The sequence below is a fragment of the Sorangium sp. So ce385 genome (assembly GCF_051474135.1).
Classification (GTDB): domain Bacteria; phylum Myxococcota_A; class Polyangia; order Polyangiales; family Polyangiaceae; genus Sorangium; species Sorangium cellulosum_D.
Genome location: NZ_CP150337.1, coordinates 174791 through 194403 on the forward strand (window position 1 = coordinate 174791; position 19613 = coordinate 194403).

13 protein-coding genes are annotated in these 19613 nt (G+C 72.9%); 7 read left to right on the forward strand and 6 right to left on the reverse strand.

Annotated elements, in window-relative coordinates; genetic code table 11:
• Positions 1 to 479 precede the first annotated feature (479 nt).
• From WME83_RS00635 to WME83_RS00645, 3 genes are all read left to right on the forward strand, one after another.
• On the forward strand, positions 480 to 830 hold the full coding sequence (locus WME83_RS00635; RefSeq protein WP_437317315.1) for a hypothetical protein: 351 nt from the start codon (positions 480 to 482) through the stop codon (positions 828 to 830).
• 452 nt (positions 831 to 1282) lie between these two features.
• The gene (locus WME83_RS00640; RefSeq protein ID WP_437317316.1) at positions 1283 to 2944 is read left to right on the forward strand and encodes an amidase; all 1662 of its coding nucleotides are present in this window, start codon (positions 1283 to 1285) and stop codon (positions 2942 to 2944) included.
• A gap of 69 nt (positions 2945 to 3013) precedes the next feature.
• Positions 3014 to 3709 carry an acetoacetate decarboxylase family protein gene (locus WME83_RS00645; protein WP_437317317.1) on the forward strand — a complete coding sequence of 232 codons (696 nt, stop codon included), beginning with the start codon at positions 3014 to 3016 and terminating at the stop codon, positions 3707 to 3709.
• 147 nt (positions 3710 to 3856) lie between these two features.
• Here the strand turns inward: WME83_RS00645 and WME83_RS00650 are convergent, their stop codons facing one another.
• The 5 genes from WME83_RS00650 to WME83_RS00670 form a co-directional block, all read right to left on the reverse strand.
• Complete coding sequence (locus WME83_RS00650) at positions 3857 to 6061, reverse strand: hypothetical protein (RefSeq protein WP_437317318.1); 2205 nt, start codon at positions 6059 to 6061, stop codon at positions 3857 to 3859.
• A gap of 134 nt (positions 6062 to 6195) precedes the next feature.
• Positions 6196 to 7056 carry a class I SAM-dependent methyltransferase gene (locus WME83_RS00655; protein ID WP_437317319.1) on the reverse strand — a complete coding sequence of 287 codons (861 nt, stop codon included), beginning with the start codon at positions 7054 to 7056 and terminating at the stop codon, positions 6196 to 6198.
• Between the two features lie 184 nt (positions 7057 to 7240).
• Positions 7241 to 7654, reverse strand: a complete 414-nt coding sequence (locus WME83_RS00660) for a PilZ domain-containing protein (RefSeq protein ID WP_437317320.1) — start codon at positions 7652 to 7654, stop codon at positions 7241 to 7243.
• Between the two features lie 101 nt (positions 7655 to 7755).
• Positions 7756 to 11892, reverse strand: coding sequence for a DUF3344 domain-containing protein (locus tag WME83_RS00665; protein WP_437317321.1), 4137 nt, complete (start codon positions 11890 to 11892; stop codon positions 7756 to 7758).
• Complete coding sequence (locus WME83_RS00670; protein WP_437317322.1) at positions 11889 to 13742, reverse strand: OmpA family protein; 1854 nt, start codon at positions 13740 to 13742, stop codon at positions 11889 to 11891. Before WME83_RS00670 ends, WME83_RS00665 begins: the two co-directional genes overlap by 4 nt.
• Positions 13743 to 14351: 609 nt before the next feature.
• On the opposite strand from WME83_RS00670, the gene WME83_RS00675 reads away from it, so the two are divergent.
• From WME83_RS00675 to WME83_RS00690, 4 genes are all read left to right on the forward strand, one after another.
• On the forward strand, positions 14352 to 15146 hold the full coding sequence (locus WME83_RS00675; protein WP_437317323.1) for a DUF6585 family protein: 795 nt from the start codon (positions 14352 to 14354) through the stop codon (positions 15144 to 15146).
• Positions 15147 to 15372: 226 nt separating this feature from the next.
• The gene (locus WME83_RS00680; protein WP_437317324.1) at positions 15373 to 16431 is read left to right on the forward strand and encodes an alpha/beta hydrolase family esterase; all 1059 of its coding nucleotides are present in this window, start codon (positions 15373 to 15375) and stop codon (positions 16429 to 16431) included.
• Positions 16432 to 16503: 72 nt separating this feature from the next.
• Complete coding sequence (locus WME83_RS00685) at positions 16504 to 17742, forward strand: DUF3237 domain-containing protein (RefSeq protein ID WP_437317325.1); 1239 nt, start codon at positions 16504 to 16506, stop codon at positions 17740 to 17742.
• Between the two features lie 238 nt (positions 17743 to 17980).
• Entirely contained in the window at positions 17981 to 19195 is a 1215-nt protein-coding gene (locus WME83_RS00690) for a cytochrome P450 (RefSeq protein ID WP_437317326.1), read from the forward strand.
• Between the two features lie 64 nt (positions 19196 to 19259).
• Here WME83_RS00690 and WME83_RS00695 read toward each other — a convergent pair whose 3' ends face one another.
• Positions 19260 to 19544 (reverse strand): hypothetical protein, encoded by a 285-nt coding sequence (locus tag WME83_RS00695; protein WP_437317327.1) that lies wholly within the window; start codon positions 19542 to 19544, stop codon positions 19260 to 19262.
• Positions 19545 to 19613 lie beyond the last annotated feature (69 nt).

A 19613-nucleotide genomic window follows, 5' to 3' on the forward strand; every position in this document is an offset into this window, starting at 1 on the left:
GCCACGGCGCCTCCCGCTCGCGTCCTCACGCTGCGGAGACCGCCTCGCCCTCACCGTGCGCTGCGGCCCAACCTGGCGCGAAGACGATTCAAGTGAGCCTCATGATGCTGCAGGGCCGTGTGGCCAATCGATCGGAGATACTCCACGTAACTTCGCATTGCACCGGCGGATCGAGGGAGGTTGTCCAGCGCCTCATACACGATCCACCACCTCGCGCGGCGCCCCTTCCGAGCCTCATCCCTCCTCGCGGCGGCTATTGACACCGCGGCTCGTTCCGCGACCATCGCCGCATGGCGTGCACGGCTCCGGTCCCTAACATCCCCGCCATTCCGGGAATGAACCCCGGTGTCTTCATCATGGGCGGCGGCGCCTCCGGGAAAGGACGGGGACCCCGCCCATGAGCATCGCGATGCGCGACGATCTGCCCGGTTCACCCGTACGATGGAGCCTGGTTCGTCGGCTGGATCGAGAACACGTCTGTGCGCACGGGCATCTACGTGGACGAGACGGGCGGGGCGTGGGCCTCGTGGCAGGAGCCAGACGACGACGACGAGGTGCAAGTGCGCCTGGTGCGCACGAGCGTGGAGCGCTGGTTCGAACGTCAGACATCCCTTCTCGAGAACGGCTATGCGTTGGAGTCCACGTGCCGATCGGAGGAGGCGCTGCCGCCCGGGCTCAGCCTCCTCGAAGACCTCTCCGACGCCACTGCGCAGGTCTTCGCGGACGGGGATGCCGTGTGGCTCGTGGAGGAGTGCGGCCTTCAGCGAATGTCCCGCCGCGTGTCCAGCGTTTCGGACGTGCTCGGGATCGCAGGGGGCTTCGGGTCATGACATCGAAGCTCCCGTATTGTCGTGACGTCGCCCCGGCCCTTCTGCGAGGGCGTCCGTCGCCACACGGTCGGCCTGGTCCTCCGGCGGCAGCTTCGAGAAGACGCCCGACCGATGGTCGTGGTGCACCTGGAGCGCGTCCGCTCCGGCCTTCGTGAGCACGCCGCCTCGCTCCAAGCCTAGCGGACCCCCCGGACCGCCGGCGCCCACGACGCCCCCCTCGCACCTGGGTGCACGCGCCGCCACGAGCCGCGCCGAACCAGCCCGCCGCCGCGCCCCGCCGCCGCGGACCCGCCGCCACGCCCCCCGCCCGCGCCGCGCCCCCGCCGCCGCGGACCCGCCGCCACGCCCCCGCCCGCCCCGCCCCGGCGCACCCACCGCCCGCGGCGCGATCTCGACGCGCACCGCGATCGCGGCACGCCGCGCGACGGTGTCCGTCGAGTAAGCTGCGCCGCATGAAGGTACCCCGACTCACGGGCCGCGCGCTCACCGCAGCGCGCCTCGCGGCCGAGGCGCCCGGATCGTCCGCCGCGCTCCGGAAGGTGCTGAAGCGCACCCTGGGCATCGACCGCCTCGCGTCGCTCCCGGAAGCATGGCGCGACGAGATCCCCGCGCAGGCCCGGCCGATCCAGGCCGCGGCGCCGCGGCGCTGGGACGACGCCGCGCTCGGCGCGCTCCCGCGCCGCGACTGGCCCAGGACCTCGCTCGCCTACGCGGCGGCCTACCGCGCGGGCGCCGCCGACCCGCGCCGCGTCGTCGAGCGCGCCCTGTCCGAGATCGACGCGCTCGCCGCGCAGCGCCCGTGCATGAACATCGCCGTCGCCGCCGCGCGCGAGGCGACGCTCCGCGACGCCGACGCGGCGACCGCGCGCCACGCCGCCGGCCGGGCGCGCGGCCCGCTCGACGGCGTGCCCTTCCTCGTCAAGGACGAGTTCGACGTCGAGGGCCTCCCGACCACGCTCGGCTCGCGCTGCGGCCCGCTCGCGCCCGCGCCGGGCGACGCCGCCGTCGTCGCCCGGCTCCGCCAGGCGGGCGCCGTGCTCCTCTGCAAGACGGTGCTGACCGAGTGGGGGATGTCGCCGCTCGGCAACAACGTCCACCAGCGCATGCCCCACAACCCGCACCACAGCGAGCGCGCCGCCGGCGGCTCCTCCACCGGCTCCGCCGTGGGCGTCGCGCTCGGGCTCGCGCCGCTCGCCGCCGGCGGCGACGGCGGCGGCTCGATCCGGACGCCCGCTGCGCTGAACGGCGTCTTCGGCCTCAAGCCCACCTTCGGCCGCGTGAGCCGCGCCGGCGACGGCTTCAAGGGCTCCGTCGCCCACGCCGGCCCGATCGCCTGCAGCGCGGCCGACCTCGCCCTCTTCCTCGACGCCGTCGCGAGCGAGCCCGACCCCGACGACGACCTCACCGCGTGGGCGCCCCCGCCGCCCCCCGGCGGCTTCGGCGCGCTCCTCGGCGCCGGCGTGCGCGGCCTGCGCATCGGCGTGGACGAGGCGGAGTGGCGCGACGCCAGCGTCCCGATCGCGAGCGCGTGCCGGGGCGCGCTGCGCGCGCTCGAGCGCGAGGGCGCCGTCCTCGTGGACGTGAAGATCCCGATCGCCCGGTACGCGGCGCAGATCGGCTACCTCGTCATCGGCCCCGAGTCGCTCGAGGCCCACCAGCGCGCCTTTCGGGAGCAGCGCGACCTCATCAGCGAGGACCTGCGCGTCACCTTCAGCGTGCTCTCGGGCGTCACCGAGCGCGAGCGGCGCGACGCCGCGCGGCTGCGCGCGGGGATGCGGCGCGAGGTGGCGCGGGCCCTCGCCGGCGTCGACGTGCTCGCGCTCCCGACGACCGCGATCACCGCGCCCCGCTACCAGCAGGCCGAGGAGGGGCGCGCCTTCCTCGATCCCGCGGCCCTCGACGGGGTGTGCCGCTTCGCCTTCCTCGCCAACCTCACCGGCCTCCCCGCCGGCACCGCGCCCGTCGGCATCGACGCCGAGCGCCTGCCCATCGGCCTGCAGATCATCGGCGACGCCTGGGACGAGGCGGCGGTCCTCGCCGTCCTCGCCCACCTCGAGCGGTCCGAGCTCGCGGTCGCCCCGCGGCCCCCGGGAGGCATCGACCTGCTCGGGTAGCGGGACCGCTGACGCTGCTCGACCGTGATAGAGTGCCGCCTCGTTCTATCGAGTCCACGGAGATCTGGAATGGGTCAGAGCGCCGGAAGTCATCCCCCTGACGTCAAGAGTGCTCCGGCGCCGTGGACGCTGACCGGCGACGCCTACATCGCGATGCTCGAGCTCCCGGAGCGCCTGCTCCGGGAGCGGTGCTTCATCCCGGAGGCGCTCCGCCCGCGCTTCGACGGGCGTTATAGCCTGCTCATGGCGCTCGACTACACGTCCTCGAACGTGGGGCCTTATCGCGAGCTCCTGTTCATCCCCGGGCGCTACCGCACGCGCCGCGGCCTGCGCTGGTCCATCAGCAAGATCTACGTCAGCTCGTGGGAGAGCGTGGTGAGCGGCCAGGTCAACTGGGGTATCCCGAAGGAGCGCGCCGATCTCGATCTCGCGCGCGAGGCCGACGGCGCCGAGCGGCTCCGGGCGTCGCAGGGGGGCGACGTCTTCGCCGACGTGCGCTTCGCGGCCGCGGGCCCGAGCCTGCCCGCCTCGAGCGCGCTCGTGCCCGCGCGCCTCCGCGGGCTCGTGCACCACCGCGACGGGCGCGATTACTTCTGCACGCCGACCGCGCGCGGGCGCGTCCGCCGCGCGCGCCTGCTCGACGCGCGCGTCGATCCGGCGCGCATGCCGCCCATCGACGCCGGGCGGGTCGTGTTCGCCGTCCGGCTCTCCGGCTTCCGGGCCGAGTTCCCGGCGGCCGACGTCGAGCTCCCCGACGCTGCCTGAGCCCGAGGGCGCCGGTAGTGGTCAACTTCGAACATGAAGGCGGGAAGGCGGGAAGGAAACCTTGATGATCTTCCCGCCTTCCCGCCTTCATGTGGACTCTCTCTGTGGGCAACGTTGACCGCTACCAGGGCGCGCGGCGCGGCGCGCTCAGCGCCCCGGCGCGGCGCCCACCTCGGCGGGGCCGCCGGCGCTCGCGGCCGCGCTGCGCAGGAACTGCATGGCGAGGCGCGCGGCGTCGCGCTCGTAGAAGAGGGCGAAATGGCCGTCCTCCCCGCGCGTCGCGGCCACCTGCACGAAGGCCGCGGTGGCCTGTCCGCCCGCGATGTTGCCGCGGAGCGGGCCCCTCGTCTGCGCGGCGCGGAGGAACGGGAGCGCCCCCGCGTCCGCGCGGACCGGGCGGAGCGGCGTCGCGCCCAGCGCGATCGCCAGCGCCACGGCCGTCTCCGGCGGCGTGTACGTGTCGGGGAGCCCGCCGACATGGAGCACGTTCTGGGGCCTCCGGCCGGGCAGGGGCTCGCGGTACAGACGCGCGTAGCTCTGCGGATCGACGGGATCGACGAGGGTCTGCACGAGCGTCATGAACGGGTGAAGCTCGGTCAGCTCGCCCTTGCGGAGCTCCAGCGCGGCCTCGAGGAACGGCATGAACGGCAGATCGCCGCGCCGGAGGATGCCGAGGCGCGCGTCGCCGCCGCACCCCGAGAGGAGGACACCGCGAAACAGGGGATCCAGCGCCGCCTGCGCCGCCGCGGACTGGCTCCCTTGCGAGTGGCCGGCGAGGAGGACACGGCCCTTGTCGAAGCGGGGCACCGGCCGGCCGGGCAGCGCGGGCAGGAGGGGGCCGCCGCCCGGCCGCGTCGCCCTGGAGAAGTCCGTCTCGGCGATCACCCGCGCGAGCAGGCTCGCGTCGATGCCGGCCTGGCGCAGGTTGTCGCGGGTCGCCGCCGGGTTCACGGGGTTGTAGAAGGCGAGCGCCGCCCCGAGCTTCTGGCCGCGGAAGAGGCCCGCGGGGATGCCCGCCAGGGCGAGGACCCCGGCGTCGCGGCTGCCCGGGCGCGCGCCCAGCGCGTCGGCGCCGCCGTGCAGCGGCTGATCGGTGGCGACGGCGGCGATGCCCTGGCGGGCCGCCCATCCCGCGAAGTTGTCCTCGCCGAGGAAGGTCGTCGCGTCGCCGCCGGTGCCGTGGGCCGTGACCAGCAGCGGAAAGCCGCCGGCCGGCGGCCGCGTCCTCGGCACGGTCAGCACATAGCGGGCGCGGATGAGGCCGCCGCACGCGTCCGTGCGATAGCGCGATCCCGGCGGGATCTCGACCACGCGCGGCGCTCCCCCGCCGCCCCGCGCGAGGGCGCCGCCCCCCGAGAGGAAGGGGGCATTCGCGATCTGCGATTGAAAGTTCGGCGTGCAGTAGGTCCCGGTGATCGTCCCATAGGAGCGGTGTCCCGGCGAACCCCGCCGATCGGTCTGCCATGCTGCGCTCACGATCCTGGGGGCGAGCTGGGGCGGGAGGCGCGTCGCCGCGTCGAAGAGCCGCTCGGAGAGGGCGTGCGGCGCGCCCGTGCGGAAGAGCGCCACCGCGGCGATCTCGCCCCGCGCGACGCCGCGCGAAGCGAGGTCGTCGAGGGGCGCGGCGTGCAGGGCGCGGGCGCGCTCCTCGCTCGCGTCGCGGAGCGGGCCTGTCCATTTCGTCCGCTCGAGATCGAGCGTGGTGCCGAGCGGCTGCCCGCTCGGATCGCCGAGATCGCGCCGGACCACGGCCAGATAGAGCGTGTCCGGCCGGAGCACGAGCCCGGGCGCCGGCTTCGCGGCGAGCGTCCCCGCCGGGATGAAGCGGAGCGGCGCGCGGTGATACCGCAGCTCGAGCGGGACGAGCGCGCCGCGCTCGGGGCTCCGCGGGTCCACGTCGATGAGGAACACGGGGGATCGGAGCGACATCGTGTCGACCGGCCGATCCGGCAGACGGCGAGTGTCCGGCTCGGACGAGAAGTGGAAGTAGATCGACGGCGCCACCGAGAAGCCGCTTCCCTCGGCCTCGACCGCCGCGATGTACGTGGCGATGAGCGCCTTGTCGGCGCCGGGGAAGCTGCTCCACGACAGAGAGCCGTCCTCCCGCCGCAGGAGCTCGCTCGGCCACGGGAGGCTGTAGAAGTCCGGTAGACCGCGGCGCGGCAGCTGAAAGTCGACGCGGGAGGCGCCCGGGAGCGCGCTCACCGGCGCCTCTGTCGCCGCAGGCTCGCGCGTCGACATGAGGGCGGCGCCGCCGCCCGCCGGCGCGGGAGAGCAGGAGAGGAGCGAGGCAGCGAGCGCGATCGCGGCGAGGAGCGGAGACCCCGGGCCGGGGCGGGTGCGAAGGCGCATCGTACGGCGCCCGCACCGTAGCATCGCGCCGGGCCCCGCGCTGATGTGCCCGCCGGCCCCGGCAGCGAGACAGCCAACTCAAAACAGGATCTTGGAAGCAAGGAGGGGAATGTCCGCCTCGCCTCGCCTCTCCGTCACTCCGCGGCCGCCGTCACGACCCACACGGCGCTCCCCATGCGCACGCCCTCGGGGCCCGCGTGGGGCGCGATGGCCTCGCGCAGGTCGGCGCGCACGCGCTCGACGAGCTCCGGCGCGGCGTTCGCCTCGCGCAGCGCGGCGGACGCCGGACCCATCTTCAGGAGGAAGTCGACGGTCTCGTCGAGCGATCTCCCGCCTGCGACCGAGAGCTCCTGGTCGATCGGCTCGCAATGCACCCGGACGAACCCCGCGCGCGAGAGGACGTCGCCGACGCGCGCCGCGTCGGCGAGCGCGAACGGGCCGGGCGCGTGCGGGTCGGCCTGCGGCAGCGGGACGTGCCTGCCCGCGGTCTGGGTCGGCACCAGCAGCCAGGGGTTCTCCTGGAGCGAGCGCCAGCAGACGAACGCGAGCCGCGCGCCGCGCCGCAGCGCCTTCCGGAGGTTCGCGAAGGCCGCCGCGGGGTCGGCGAAGAACATCACCCCGAAGCGCGAGTAGAGGACATCGAACGGACCGGGCAGCGCCGCGGTCTGCGCGTCCGCGTCCTCGAACGCCACGTTCGCGGCGCCCGCAGCCTGCGCCGCCGCGCGCGCCCGGTCCAGCATCGGCGCCGAGACGTCCACGCCGACCACGGCGCCCGAAGGGCCGACGCGGCGGCCGAGCTCGATCGTCGTGTCGCCGATGCCGCAGCCGACGTCGAGGACGCGCTCTCCCGCGGCGATCCCGGCGCGATCCATGGCGAGGGCGCCGAGCGGCCGGAGCTGCGCCGAGATGACGTCGTGGAGGGACACCCACTTCGGTCCGCCGACCTCGTTCCAGTACTGGATCTGGTCGGCGTTCGGCCCGGAGATCGTGATCATCGCTCGAGCTCCTTTCGATGCGCGCGGCGGGCTCTGCCGGCGGCCCCCGAGAGGTACCCCCGATCTCGATCAGGTTCCACACCGCCGTCGTCGCGGCCTCCGTCGATGAGCGGCCGCGCTCCGGGCCAGGTGTGGCTGCATGAATGCAGGGATCAGCGCCGCGTACTTCGGCCCTGCGCGCCGATCAGCTGAGCGCGATCATCGCGGCCGTCGCCGCGTAATCGACGCGCTGCGCGCGGTACGGGTAGGTCGGCGGGAAGCGCTCGAGCGCCGTGCGCAGGCGCCGGCTCGACGCGCTGTCGAGCGGGTCGAAGCGCAGGCCCACCGCGCGGCCCGGGTCGCCCTCGCGCCGGCCGTGCAGGGTGCGCGCGATCGTCGCGGTCGCGTCGATCCAGACGTCCGTGTCCGGGAGCCGGAACGAGACGATCACCGGCTCGCCCGTGAGCGCGCGGGCGCTTGTCAGCACGAGCATGCCGTCGACGGACAGGTCGATCGCCCGGGTCCCGAGCAGCCGGAAGCCCCGCTCGCGCACGGCATGGCACTCCACGATCGCAGCGCGGCGCGTGACGCGGCGCTCGCTGGCGAGCAGCATTTCCATGGTCGTTCTCCTCGGCGCGGTACGCTACGGAGGAGCGCTACAGGTGGGCAAGAAAACTACATGAGAGGGCCCCGCGCCGCGGCGGGGCCCTCTCGCGGTCGCTAGCGGCCCGTGCGGCGCCGGCGCAGGGCGAGGCCGGCGAGGGCGGCGAGCATGGGCAGGAGCGCTCCCGCGCTCCGGGCGTTGCCCGCGGGCCCGGGGCGCGCGGTGCAGAGGCCGTTGCCCTCGGCGAAGATGCCGGTCGGATCGTTCGCCTCGGCGGGCCCGCAGGTGCCCGGCGCGCTGTCGGTCGAGCTGCACACCTCACCGGACGGGCAGCTGTTGCCGTCGGCGCCGCGGCAGCCGTCCACGCAGGCGTGATCCACGCAGATCGACCCGCTCGTCGGACCGCCGCAGTCGCTGTCCTGCCTGCACGCGTCGGACCGATCGTCGTCCCCGTCGTTGGGATCGGTCTCGCCCTCGTCGATGGCGCCGTTGTGGTTCGCGTCCTCGTCGCCGTCCGACACGCCGCCGTCGTCCGTGTCCGGATCGAGCGGGTTCGTGGTCGTCGTCGGATCGGCGTCCGGGATGCAGGTCTCCGCGGCCGGGTCGGTCGCCGCGTCGGCGCAGTCACGACCGAGCTCGGTCCCGTCGAACAGCCCGTCGCCGTCGCTGTCGGGGTCGAGCGCGTTGATCCGCCCGTCGCCGTCGTGGTCGTCGCTGAAGTTCGGCTCGTCGCCGTCGAGCACGCCGTCGTCGTCGCTGTCCGCGTCGTTCGGATCGGTGCCGATCTCCTCCTCGAGCGCGTCGCCCAGCCCGTCGCCGTCGGTGTCCGCCGGCATCCCGTCGTCGTCGCCGTTGTTGGGATCGGTCTCGCCCTCGTCGATGGCGCCGTTGAGGTTGACGTCCTCCTGGCCGTCGGGCACGCCGCCGTCGTCCGTGTCCGCGTCGAGCGGGTCGGTCTTGGTCGCGCCGTTGTCCGCGTCAGGGCGGCAGTGGCCCGCGTCCGCGTTCGTGTCCTCGCGGTCGCAGGGCAGGCCGAGCTCGGTCCCGTCGAACAGCCCGTCGTTGTCGCTGTCCACGTCGCGCGCGTTGATGAGCCCGTCGCCGTCGGTGTCCTCACCGGGGCTCGGCTCCTCACCGTCGAGCGCGCCGTCGTCGTCGCTGTCGGCGTCGTCCGGATCGCTCCCGATCATCTCCTCCACCGCGTCGGGCAGCCCGTCGCCGTCGCGATCGTCCGCCACGGCGTCGTCGTCGCCGTTGTTCGGATCGGTCTCGCCCTCGTCGATGGCGCCGTTGTGGTTCGCGTCCTCCACGCCGTCGGCCACGCCGCCGTCGTCCGTGTCCCGATCGAGCGGGTGCGTCCTCGTCGCCGGGTCGGCGTCCGCGATGCAGTTCTCCGCCTCGGCGTCCGTGGCCTCGAGGTCGCAGGGCAGGCCGAGCTCGGTGCCGTCGAAGAGCCCGTCGTCGTCGCTGTCCGGGTCGAGCGCGTTGATGAGGCCGTCGCCGTCGTGATCGTCGCGGAAGTTCGGCTCGTCGCCGTCGATCACGCCGTCGTCGTCGCTGTCTGCGTCGTTCGGGTCGGTGCCGATCTCGGTCTCGATCGCGTCGATCAGCCCGTCCCCGTCGGTGTCCTCCGGGGCCGAGTCGTCGCTGCCGTCGTTCGGATCGGTCTCGTCCCCGCCGATCGCGCCGTCGCGGTCGAGGTCCTCCTGGCCGTCGGGCACGCCGCCGTCGTCGGTGTCCGCGTCGATGGGCGAGGTCTTCGTCGCGCCCTCGTCCGCGTCGGCGATGCAGTGGCCCGCCTCCTCGTCGGTGGCCGGGTTGTCGCAGCCCAGCCCGAGCTCGGTGCCGTCGAAGAGCCCGTCGTCGTCGCTGTCGACGTCGAGCACGTTGATCAGCCCGTCGCCGTCGGTGTCGTCGGCGGGGTTCGGCTCCTGCCCGTCGAGCGCGCCGTCGTCGTCGCTGTCGGCGTCGTTCGGATCGCTCCCGATCGTCTCCTCCAGCTCGTCGCTCAGCCCGTCGCCGTCGGAGTCCACCGGCGGGGTCGCGTCGTCCTCGCCGTTGTTCGGATCGGTCTCGCCCTCGTCGATGACGCCGTCGAGGTCGACGTCCTCGTTCCCATCGGACACGCCGCCGTCGTCGCTGTCGGCGTCGAGCGGGTCGGTCTTCGTCGCCCCCTCGTCCCCGTCGGCGCGGCAGTGGCCAGCCGCCGCGTTGGTGGCCGGGTTGTCGCAGGGCAGGCCGAGCTCGGTGCCGTCGTAGAGCCCGTCGTTGTCGCTGTCCGGGTCGAGCGCGTTGATGAGGCCGTCGCCGTCGGTGTCCTCGCCGCGATCCGGCTCCTGCCCGTCGGGTACGCCGTCATCGTCGGTGTCGGCGTCGTTCGGGTCGGTGCCGCCCTCGAGCTCGTCGGGATCCTCGATCCCGTCGTTGTCCGAGTCGCAGCCGTTGTTGAACACGCCGTCGCAGTCGTTGTCGATCGCGTCGCCGCAGACCTCGGCGCCCGTGGGCTCGCAGATGCAGACGTTGCCCTCATCGCACGTCGGGGTGAGCGGCCCGCAGTGGGCGTCGGTGAGGCACTCGACGCACGTGTTGGGCGTCCCCGCCGTCTCGCAGTACGGCGTCGGCGCGGCGCACTGCGCGTTCGTCTCGCACTCGTCGACGACGCTCTCGGTCGGCGGCACGCCGTCGGTCGGCCCGTTGCCGTCGGTCGGCGTGTCCTCGGCCGGCGCGCCCAGCTGCCCGCCAGCGTTGACGATCGCCTGGTTGCGGATGAGGCCCGAGGCGCCGGCGTCGACCCTCACCTGGAAGGTGACCGTCGACGACGCGTTGGCGGACCCGCGGGCGCCGAGCGAGCCCCCCGTCGCGCCGTTCGCGCCGGCGCCGAGCCGCACGCGGACCGTGCGCGCCGCGGCGTCGTACTCGCCCTGGTCGTCGCCGGCCGCGTCCGTCTTCACGCCCATGTTGGCGCCCGCCGTGACCGAGAGCGTGCCCGGCTCGTACGTCACGCCCGCGGGCAGCAGATCGGTCAGCACGGTGTTGGCCGACGCGTCGTTGCCGGTGTTGACGACCTGGATCGTGTACTCGATCAGGTCGCCCGGGAGCAGCAGCCCGCCGTTCACGTCACGGGCCGACTTCGTGGAGGACGTGAAGTCCGGCTTGAAGGTCGAGATCGACGTGATGAAGCCGGCCAGGAAGTACAGGTCCCGGGTGCTCGACGCCCGGATGGGCGCCGAGGTCTGCCTCGGGGCCACCCTGGAGGTGATGTCGAAGACGTCGATGTCCATGCCGGCCATGGTCCCCGCGGTCCCGGCGAGCTGCGGCAGGTCCCCGTCGTTCGACACCGGCATGTTGAAGTACGACCGCGTGCCGTTGAAGAAGTTGTTGGCCGGATTCAGGTCGTCGCCGAGCGGGTTGGTCCCCGTCGGGTCGTTGAAGAAGAACTGGTCTCCATCGAAGGCCACGTCCCCTTCGAACGCGACCATGCCGATCTTCGCGTCGTAGCCCGCGTTGGGCACCAGGAACCCGTCCAGGGTGGCTTCCTGGGCGGTCCCGGTGGTCACCGTGTCGAAGCCGTCGAAGAGCGCGAGGTTGCGCGGCGGCTCGGAGGCGAGCTCGTAGAACACGACAAGCCACCACCCGGCGAAGTGGTTGTCGAAGTCGTTGTTCACGAAGCTCGCGCTGTTGACGCCGCTCACCCGGTACGCGCCGGACCCTTGCGCCTGGACGATCCCGGTGATGTCCGCGACCGACTGGTAATAGAGGCGATTCGAGCTGACCCTCTCGACGCTGTCATCGGCCGTCACCTCCTGGGAGAAGCCGCTCGCGCCGGGCCGCTCCAGGGTGATGGCGTTGTCCGCGGTCCCGGCGCCCGCGACGGGCCCGAGGTGCGCGGCCCAGTACAGGTACGCGTGGGTCACCGACGCGCCGGCCGGCAGCTGGAGCACCGCGGTGGTGCGCGCCTGGGCGGCGGTGATGGTGGAGTTCGCCTCCGCCTGCCCCTCCGCGGGCGAGTCGGCGCGCCAGTAGGTGTCGGGCGCGGTGTCGCCGGTGGAGCTCCCGCAGGGGCCTCGGTCGCCCACCACGGGCGGATCGATGCCGTCGATGCCGCACTCGTTGCCCAGCGTGTTCCCGATCAGGGCGAAGTCGCCCCGCTGATCGACCTGCACGCGCAGCTCGGGCGCGGCGTGCGCTGCGCCGTCCTGCCCGCCGACCACGGCGAGCCCGACAAGACCACCTATGACGTAACGTCTCTTCACGGCGCCTCCTGCTGCTGCTTCGGCTTCTTCTCGAGGATCTTGAACTGCACGCGGCGGTTCTTCTGGCGTCCCTCGTCGGTGTCGTTCTCCGCGATCGGGACGTCAGGCCCGTAGCCCTTCGACGCGAGCCGCTCGGCCTCGATGCCGCGCTGGACCAGCGCCTTCGTGACCGACTCGGCCCTCGCCTGGCTGAGCTTGATATTGTACGCGCGTCCGCCGCGCGGGTCTGTGTGCCCCTGCACCTCGATCTTGGTGATCTCCGGGTGCTCCTTCAGCACACCCGCGACCTCATCGAGGAGCTCGTCGCTCGCCTTCTTGATCGTCGCCTTGCCGGTGTCGAACTGCACCTGCTGCAGGATGACGATCTCCTGCTCGGTGACGCGCACCGCCACGGGGCAGCCGTTCTTCGCCGGATCCGGGTCGGGCTTGCCCTTCTCGTCGGGGCAGGCGTCCTTGTCGTCGCGCACCGTGTCGCCGTCGCGATCGCCGGGGCAGCCGTTCGTCGCCGGATCCGAGGTGCGGAGCCCGGGGATATCGGGGCAGGCGTCCTCCGCGTCGATCACGCCGTCGCCGTCCTTGTCGGGCGGCGGCGGGCAGCCGTGCTTCTTCGGGTCCTCGTTGCTCGGGCCGGCCTGGTCCGGGCACGCGTCGACGTCGTCGGTGATGCCGTCCTTGTCGCGGTCCCCGGGCGGCGGGCAGCCGTGCTTCTTCGGGTCGTCGTTCGCGATGCCGGCCGTGTCCGGGCACGCGTCGACGCGGTCGAGGATGCCGTCCTCGTCGCGATCCGACGGCGGGCAGCCGTTCTTCTTGGGATCGGGGTCGCCGACGCCGGGCACGTCCGGGCAGGCGTCCTTCTCGTTGGCGATGCCGTCCTTGTCGCGGTCGGGGTCCTCGCGCCGGACCTCGGGCGAGTACGCGAGCATCGCGACCGCGCGGAAGTCCGGGGTGCCGATGCCCGACGTGAAGCCCGGGCCGGCCGCGACGCCGATCTCGAAGTCGCGGACCGCCGGCGCGAAGCGGTAGCGCAGGCCGAGCAGCGCCTCGACGTTCGTGTTGCGCGCCTCCGGCTCCTCCAGCACGGTCGACACCGTCACCTCGGGCCCGATCTGGAGCTGCTCCTCGGGCAGCAGCAGCAGGCCGACGCCCGCGCCGCCGTTGAACATCAGGCCCTGCCGCACCTGCGCGAACGTCTGCGCCGGGCGCAGATCGACGCCGGCCGCGGCCGACCAGACGAAGCCCGGGATCCGGCCGCCGGCGATGAGCTGCGGCATGCCGCGCACCGAGTCCTCGCCCACGAACGAGCCTTCGCCGCCGCCGGTCGGGAACCAGACGAAGCCGCCGACGGCGAGCTGGAACGGGTCGAAGTAGTCGCCGAGCAGGCGGAGGCGCAGCCCGACCCGGAGGTCGCCGAGCTGCGCGCCGCTCGGCGAGGCGAACGAGAGCCCCTCGGCCGCCGGGCTATCGCCCTCCTGCAGCACGGCGAGCGGCACGTCGACGTTGATGTGCAGCCGGTCCCAGAGCGAGAGCGAGCCGTTCAGGTGCAGGAACAGCTGGTGCCCCACGATGGCGCCGAGGTGGTCCTCGGTGCCCACGCGCGTGAGCACGAGCGGGTTGTGGGCGTAGTCGCCGAGCAGGGCGAGGTGGAGCGTGGGGCTGCCGTCCTGGTGCGGCGAGGCCGCGTACGGCGACGACACGCTGAACATCCGGTCGCCGGCGGGCGCTGGGTTGAAGCGGTCGAGCGCGAGGCCGCGCGCCGGTCCCGCCTCCTGAGCGGACGCTGGCGCGGCCCACGCCGCCGCCGCTAGGGCGGCGGCGCCGCAGATCCATCGAGGGGGGAAATGGACTCTCATGCGCAGGATCACCTATGAGTGCATGGGGCGAGCGGCCGTCGACTGCACCGGCGCGCAGGCACGTTGGGGGAAACACCGCGTCCTCGCCGTGGAGGCAGCGGTCCGCTGCCGCGAATCCCGGGCCGTCTTATATTCTCCGCCGGACGCCGTCGGTGGACTTTTCGAGGGGCGGCCGGCCGAATTCGGTTCGGCCTCAACAGGTCGGCTCCTGCTGCGACCCGGGCTTCGCAGCGACGTCGCTGCCGGGCTTATGCAAGCGTTGTGCACGCCTCTCCGCGCGCGGCGCCGGCGAGCTCTGGCGACTTCGGGCCTCATGGCGGCTCCGCGGCAGGGCGATAGAGGTCTACAGACATCAGCGCTGCGGCCCACGCGCATCGGGGGGCGCCGTCTCGCGAGGCAGGCGTCGCCCGGCTCGCGTCCGCCGCAGCGCGCCGTGGACGCGGCGAGGCCGCCGTGGTGCCTTTGACGCCCCTGTCTGCATACGGGAATCGAGGCGGGCGCCTCGGGGCACATCGCGTGTCCCGGCTTCGAACACCATCGAGCGCTCGTCGTGCCGGCGCTGGCGCGCTTCTCTCACGGTCGCGGCCGCCCCCGTGCTACGCCGCTTTCGTGGAGCCGCACCCATTTCGCCGGCCGGCGGAGCGCCCCACGGCGCCTCCCGACGAGCCACGCCTCGGCAAGCTCCGCTCCCTGCACGCCGTGCACCGGCGCTATGCGCTGTTCCACGCGGGGCGCGGCGCGCTGCTCCTCTCGTTCACGAGCATCTTCGGCGCATTCGTCGCCGGCTGGCAAGGCTTTTTGCTGTCGCTCCCGTTCGGGCTGGCGGGCTCTTCCGTGCTCGCGGCCTCGGCGCTGCGCCACCGGGGCCTGCGGATCGCGCTTCACGACCACGGCATCGTGGTGGATCGCCGGCAGGGCCGTGAGGTCACGGTGTTTGACGGCGTGGACGAGGTGTGGCTCGACCTCGACCGGACCTCGACGCCGCTCGGGGCCGTCGTGTTCCTCCGGGGCATCCGGCTCGTGACCCATTCCGGAGAGCAGCGCTTCGTGCCCGTCGAGGTCACCGATGGCGAGGAGGTGGCGCGCTGGATCCTCCTGTGCTGCTCGCACCCCCTGATGGACGAGGCGCGGCGCGCGGTCCGCGACGGCGAGGTCCTGACCTTCGGACCCGTGCAGCTGGACCGGCAGGGCCTCGCGATCCGCGGCGCCCGCGTCGCGTGGGGCGAGCTCTCGCTCGTGCGCCTGCAATCGGGCCGCATCGCCTTGTTTCGAGGCCAGACCGTGTTCCCCTGGCGGACGGTGCGCCTCGACCGCGTCCCGCACCCGACCGTGTTTGCCAAGCTCGTGGTCGAGCGCGCCCCGCGCGTGGAGCGCGACGACGTCTGGGCGGCGTGGACCGGGTGAGGGGGCGACAGGCGGAAGGGATCGGCGTCGCGCGGGGGGGCTCGTTCGAAGTCGACGCTCGCGAGGATCGTCCAGTCCACTCACGTCGGCGTGACGTCTCGCATCGAGGCATAGGCGAGTATGCCTATGCCTCGCGCCAGAGCGCTCGGGTACGACGTCGTTGCGGTCACCCGCACCGGGTGATGCGGCGACGGACGGTGATCTCGGGACAGGGAGGCGAGGGCGAATGGAAACGCTTCGAAATTGGAGCGCGATCGCTCCAGGGATCGTCGCGCTCGCGGCGTTCGCGGCGCTGGCCTGCTCCAGCCAGGGAGAGGGCTCGACCGAGGCCGGCGGCAGCGCCGGAGGGCCCGCTGGGCCTGGCGCCAGCGGCTCCGGCGCCAGCGGCCCCGGCGCCACGAGTGGCTCGTCAGCGACGGGCGGCTCGCCGGCGACGGGTGGCTCGTCGGGGGTGACCGGTGGCGTCGGCGGCAGCGGCGGGCGCCCGGACTCGGGGGAGGCTGGCGCGGGCGGCATGGGCGCCGGCTCTGGCTCGGTCGGTTCCGGGGGCGAGACGCAGAGCGCGGGCTGCGGCAGCGCGACGGCGCCGATGAGCGGCCGCTTCAGCATCGATGTCGGGGGCACGACGCGCGAGTACATCCTCGCCGTACCGGACGGCTACGATTCGAGCCGTGCTTACCGGCTGATCTTCGCCTGGCACCCCCGCGGCGGCTCGGCCGAGCAGGTCGCGACGGGGTTCGGCGGCGGCTACTACGGCCTCCAGAGCCGCGCCGCCGGCTCGGCGATCTTCGTCTCGCCCGAGGGCATCGACCAGGGCTGGGCGAACACGGGGGGCCGCGACATCGCGTTCCTCCGTGCCATGCTCGACCGCCTCCGCGGCGAGCTCTGCATCGACGAGAGCAGGATCTTTTCGACGGGGTTCAGCTACGGCGGCATGATGTCCTACGCGATCGGCTGCGCGATGGGCGACGTCTTCCGTGCCATCGCCCCCATGTCCGGCGCGCTCTACAGCGGCTGCGACGACGGCGATCACCCTGTGGCGATGTGGGGCGCCCACGGCGACGCCGACAACGTGGTTCCGCTCGACAATGGTCGGACCGCTCGCGATGTCTTCCTCGAGCGAAACGGCTGCGGTTCGCAGACCACGCCGGTCGACCCGAGCCCCTGCGTCAGCTACGAGGGCTGCGACGCGGGCTATCCCGTCGTCTGGTGTGAGTTCAGCGGCGGCCACACCATGCCGAACAATTCCGGTGAGTCGATCTGGAAGTTCTTTTCGCAGTTCTGAATCAGAGCTCGCCCGAGCGACATGCCCTTGCCTGGACAGGTGGATCCGATGATGAAGATCGGGAATGATTCGATGAAGCTCTTGTTGATTGGAATCCTTGGCATCTGCTCTGGCGGGTGTGGTTCGTCCAGCGAGGATGGCAGCGCCGGAACGGCGAGCAGCGGCTCTGGCGGCGCGGCGCCGGGCGGTTCTGGTGGAACGACGGGCACCGGTGACGGCGCCGGCGCGGGCGGCGCGGGCGGCGGAGTCGCCGGGACCGGTGGGGCCATGGAGACCGCTGGCAGCGGCGGCACCGGCGGGACGGTCGGCGACGGCGGCGGCGGCAGCGGCGGCAACGGTGGAAGCGGCGGCGTCGGCGAGGCGACGATCGTCCCCGATCCCTCGTGGACCTGCGGAATGCCCGGCGGAATTCCGCTCCCCACGCGCGGCGAGCTCGTCTTTCGGGCGACGCTCCAGCTCGGCGAGACTCACGATGTCGGGACCACCCAGTTCGGGCGCCGCCGCCTCCTCGACGTGAAGGGGGGCACGCTCGAGGGCGACAAGATCCAGGCCACGTTCCTGACGGGCGGCATGGACCTCGAGCTCACGCTGTCGAACGGCTCCGTCGAGCTCGAGGAGATCAACATCCTGAAGGCGAGCGACGGCTCCCTCATCTATCTGCGGAGCTGCGGCGTCGCCGCGGCCGGCGATTCGGTCGTCCGGATCGTCCCGGATTTCGAGGTAGCGCAGTCGAGCTCGCTGGCCTGGCTCAACACCGGCAAGTTCGCGGGCACGCGCGTCGTCGACGCCGAGGCGGGCACGATCCAGCTCGACGTCTATGACATCGCCGACGTTGCCGCCGCGGAGCCGAAGGTCCAGCTCAAGGATCCCGAGGGCGTCCCCCACCAATCGTGGGAGTGCTCGACGGCGACCGGCGCGAAGGGCTCGAGCGTGTTCACCGAGACCGTCACGCTCGGCTCTTCCATCTCCGTCGGCGCGAGCAAGCGCGGCACGCGCAACATCATTCCGATCACCGGGGGCACCGTCACCGGTGGAATGCTGCTCAGCGGCCTCTCGGGCTCGGTGCTCCCCGGAGGCGCGGACTACCAGCTCATCGGATCGAGCACGGTCCTGGACGCCCGGTACGCGCTGTCGTCGAAGGAGGGCGAGGTCATCGTGGTGAGGAACTGTGGACCGTTCGGCGCGCTCGTGCCGGTCTTCGAGACGCGCGCGGACGGCCCTTACGCGATCCTCAACACGGGGTCGTATGTGAGCTCCGACCCGGGCGGGGCGGCGGGTGGGGTGAGCCTCACCTTCTACGAACGCCGATAGAACGGCAGGCCGGCAGCAACACAGGCGGCAGACCAACGTCGCGGACGGACAGCGCCCGCAGGTGCGCCGGCGACGCCCTCTCCGGCGCGGCGGGGCGCGGGTCGGCGGCCGGGTCGCGAAGGGCCTCGAGGACGCGGGCGACGCGTCTTCGAGCGCGCCATCCCCTCGCAACATCCCCTAGCATCGTCTCTCCGCGGGCGGCAGCTCCCGGCGGCTCTACACGACGGAGGTCCTGGCGATGAACTTGTTTCCGGACGAGATGCGGCGAGATCCCTACCCCCTGTACGAGCAGATGCGGGGCAGCTCTCCCTTGCTCTACATCGCCCCGTTCGATCTCTGGATGATCTTCGATTACGAGGGTGTGAAGCGGGCGCTGACCGACCACGACGCGTTCAGCTCCGCGGTGACGCCCCCGACCGGCAAGGCCCCGGAGTGGATCGTCTTCTCCGACCCGCCGCGCCACACGAAGCTCCGCGGGATCGTGCAGCGGGCCTTCACGCCGCGATCCGTGGCGGGCCTCGAGCCGCGCATCCGGGAGCTGTCGCGCGAGCTCCTGGATCAGCGGATCGAGCACGGGACGATGGACCTCGCGGCGGACTATGCGGGCCCGCTGCCCACGATCGTGATCGCCGAGATGATCGGCATTCCCGCCGAGGACCGGGCGCGCTTCATGCGCTGGAGCGAGGCGATCGTGAACCTCAGCCACACGCTTTCGGGGGGCGAGGAGGCGGCCAGGGTCGTGAGCGAGCACGCCGCGGTGAAGGAGGAGATGAAGGCCTATGTTGCGGACCTGCTCGAGGCGCGCCGGAGGGCGCCGGAGGACGACCTCTTGACCCGCCTCGTCGAGGCCGAGGTGGACGGCGAGCGGCTGAACGAGGACGAGCTCCTGAACTTCTTCCAGTTCCTCCTCGCGGCGGGCACCGAGACGACCACGAACCTGATCGACAACGCGATCCTGTGCTTGCTCGAGAGCCCGGCGGAGCTGGCCCGCGTCCGGGCTGCCCCCGATCTCGTGCCCTCGGCGATCGAGGAGGTCCTGCGCTATCGCTCGCCGCTCCAGATGGTCTTCCGCGAGACGAGGCGGGCGGTCGAGGTGCATGGCCAAACGATCCCGGCCGGGAAGCTGGTGCTGCCCGTGATCGGCTCCGCGAACCGGGATCCTCAGCAGTTCCACGACCCTGGCCGGTTCGACGTCGCGCGCGATCCCAACCCGCACGTCGGGTTCGGGCACGGCATCCACTTCTGCATCGGGGCGTCGCTGGCGCGCCTGGAGGCCCGGATCGCGCTGCCGGATCTCCTCACGCGGCTGAGGGGCCTAGAGCTGGCGAGCAAGGAGCCGTGGGAGCCGCGCAAGGCGCTCATCGTGCACGGCCCGGCGCGCCTGCCGGTCCGCTTCGAGCCGGGGAGGCGCGCAGGGGGGCGCGCGGCGGGGGCGCACGCGGCCAGTCCATGAGGGGGCCACGTCGACATGCGGGGAGGCGCTTCGGCGCGGCCGCGACGGCGTAGGCCGGCAGGGCTCAGCTCAGCCCGTCGAGCACCTCGGCGAGCGACGCGGCGACGATGGCCCGTTCATGCCACCGTTCCAGCGTCTCCGGATCCTTCTCGGCCAGGATGCGCTCCCGCGCGACGTCCGGCACAGCGATGCCGCGAACCCGGAGCGCGGTCAGAACGGCACGCGCCGCCTCCTCGGCACGCCCTTCGTTGCGCCCTTCCTTGCGGCCTTCGTTGAGGCCTTCCGTTCGCGCCTCGGCCCGAAGCTTCTGCTCGTACTCTTTGACCCACGCTCGGATCTCTGCGCTCACCTCGTCCTCCTCGTCGATCGCCGGCTCCTGGGTGCGCCGGCCGAGCTCAATGGCGGCGAGCAGCCGCAG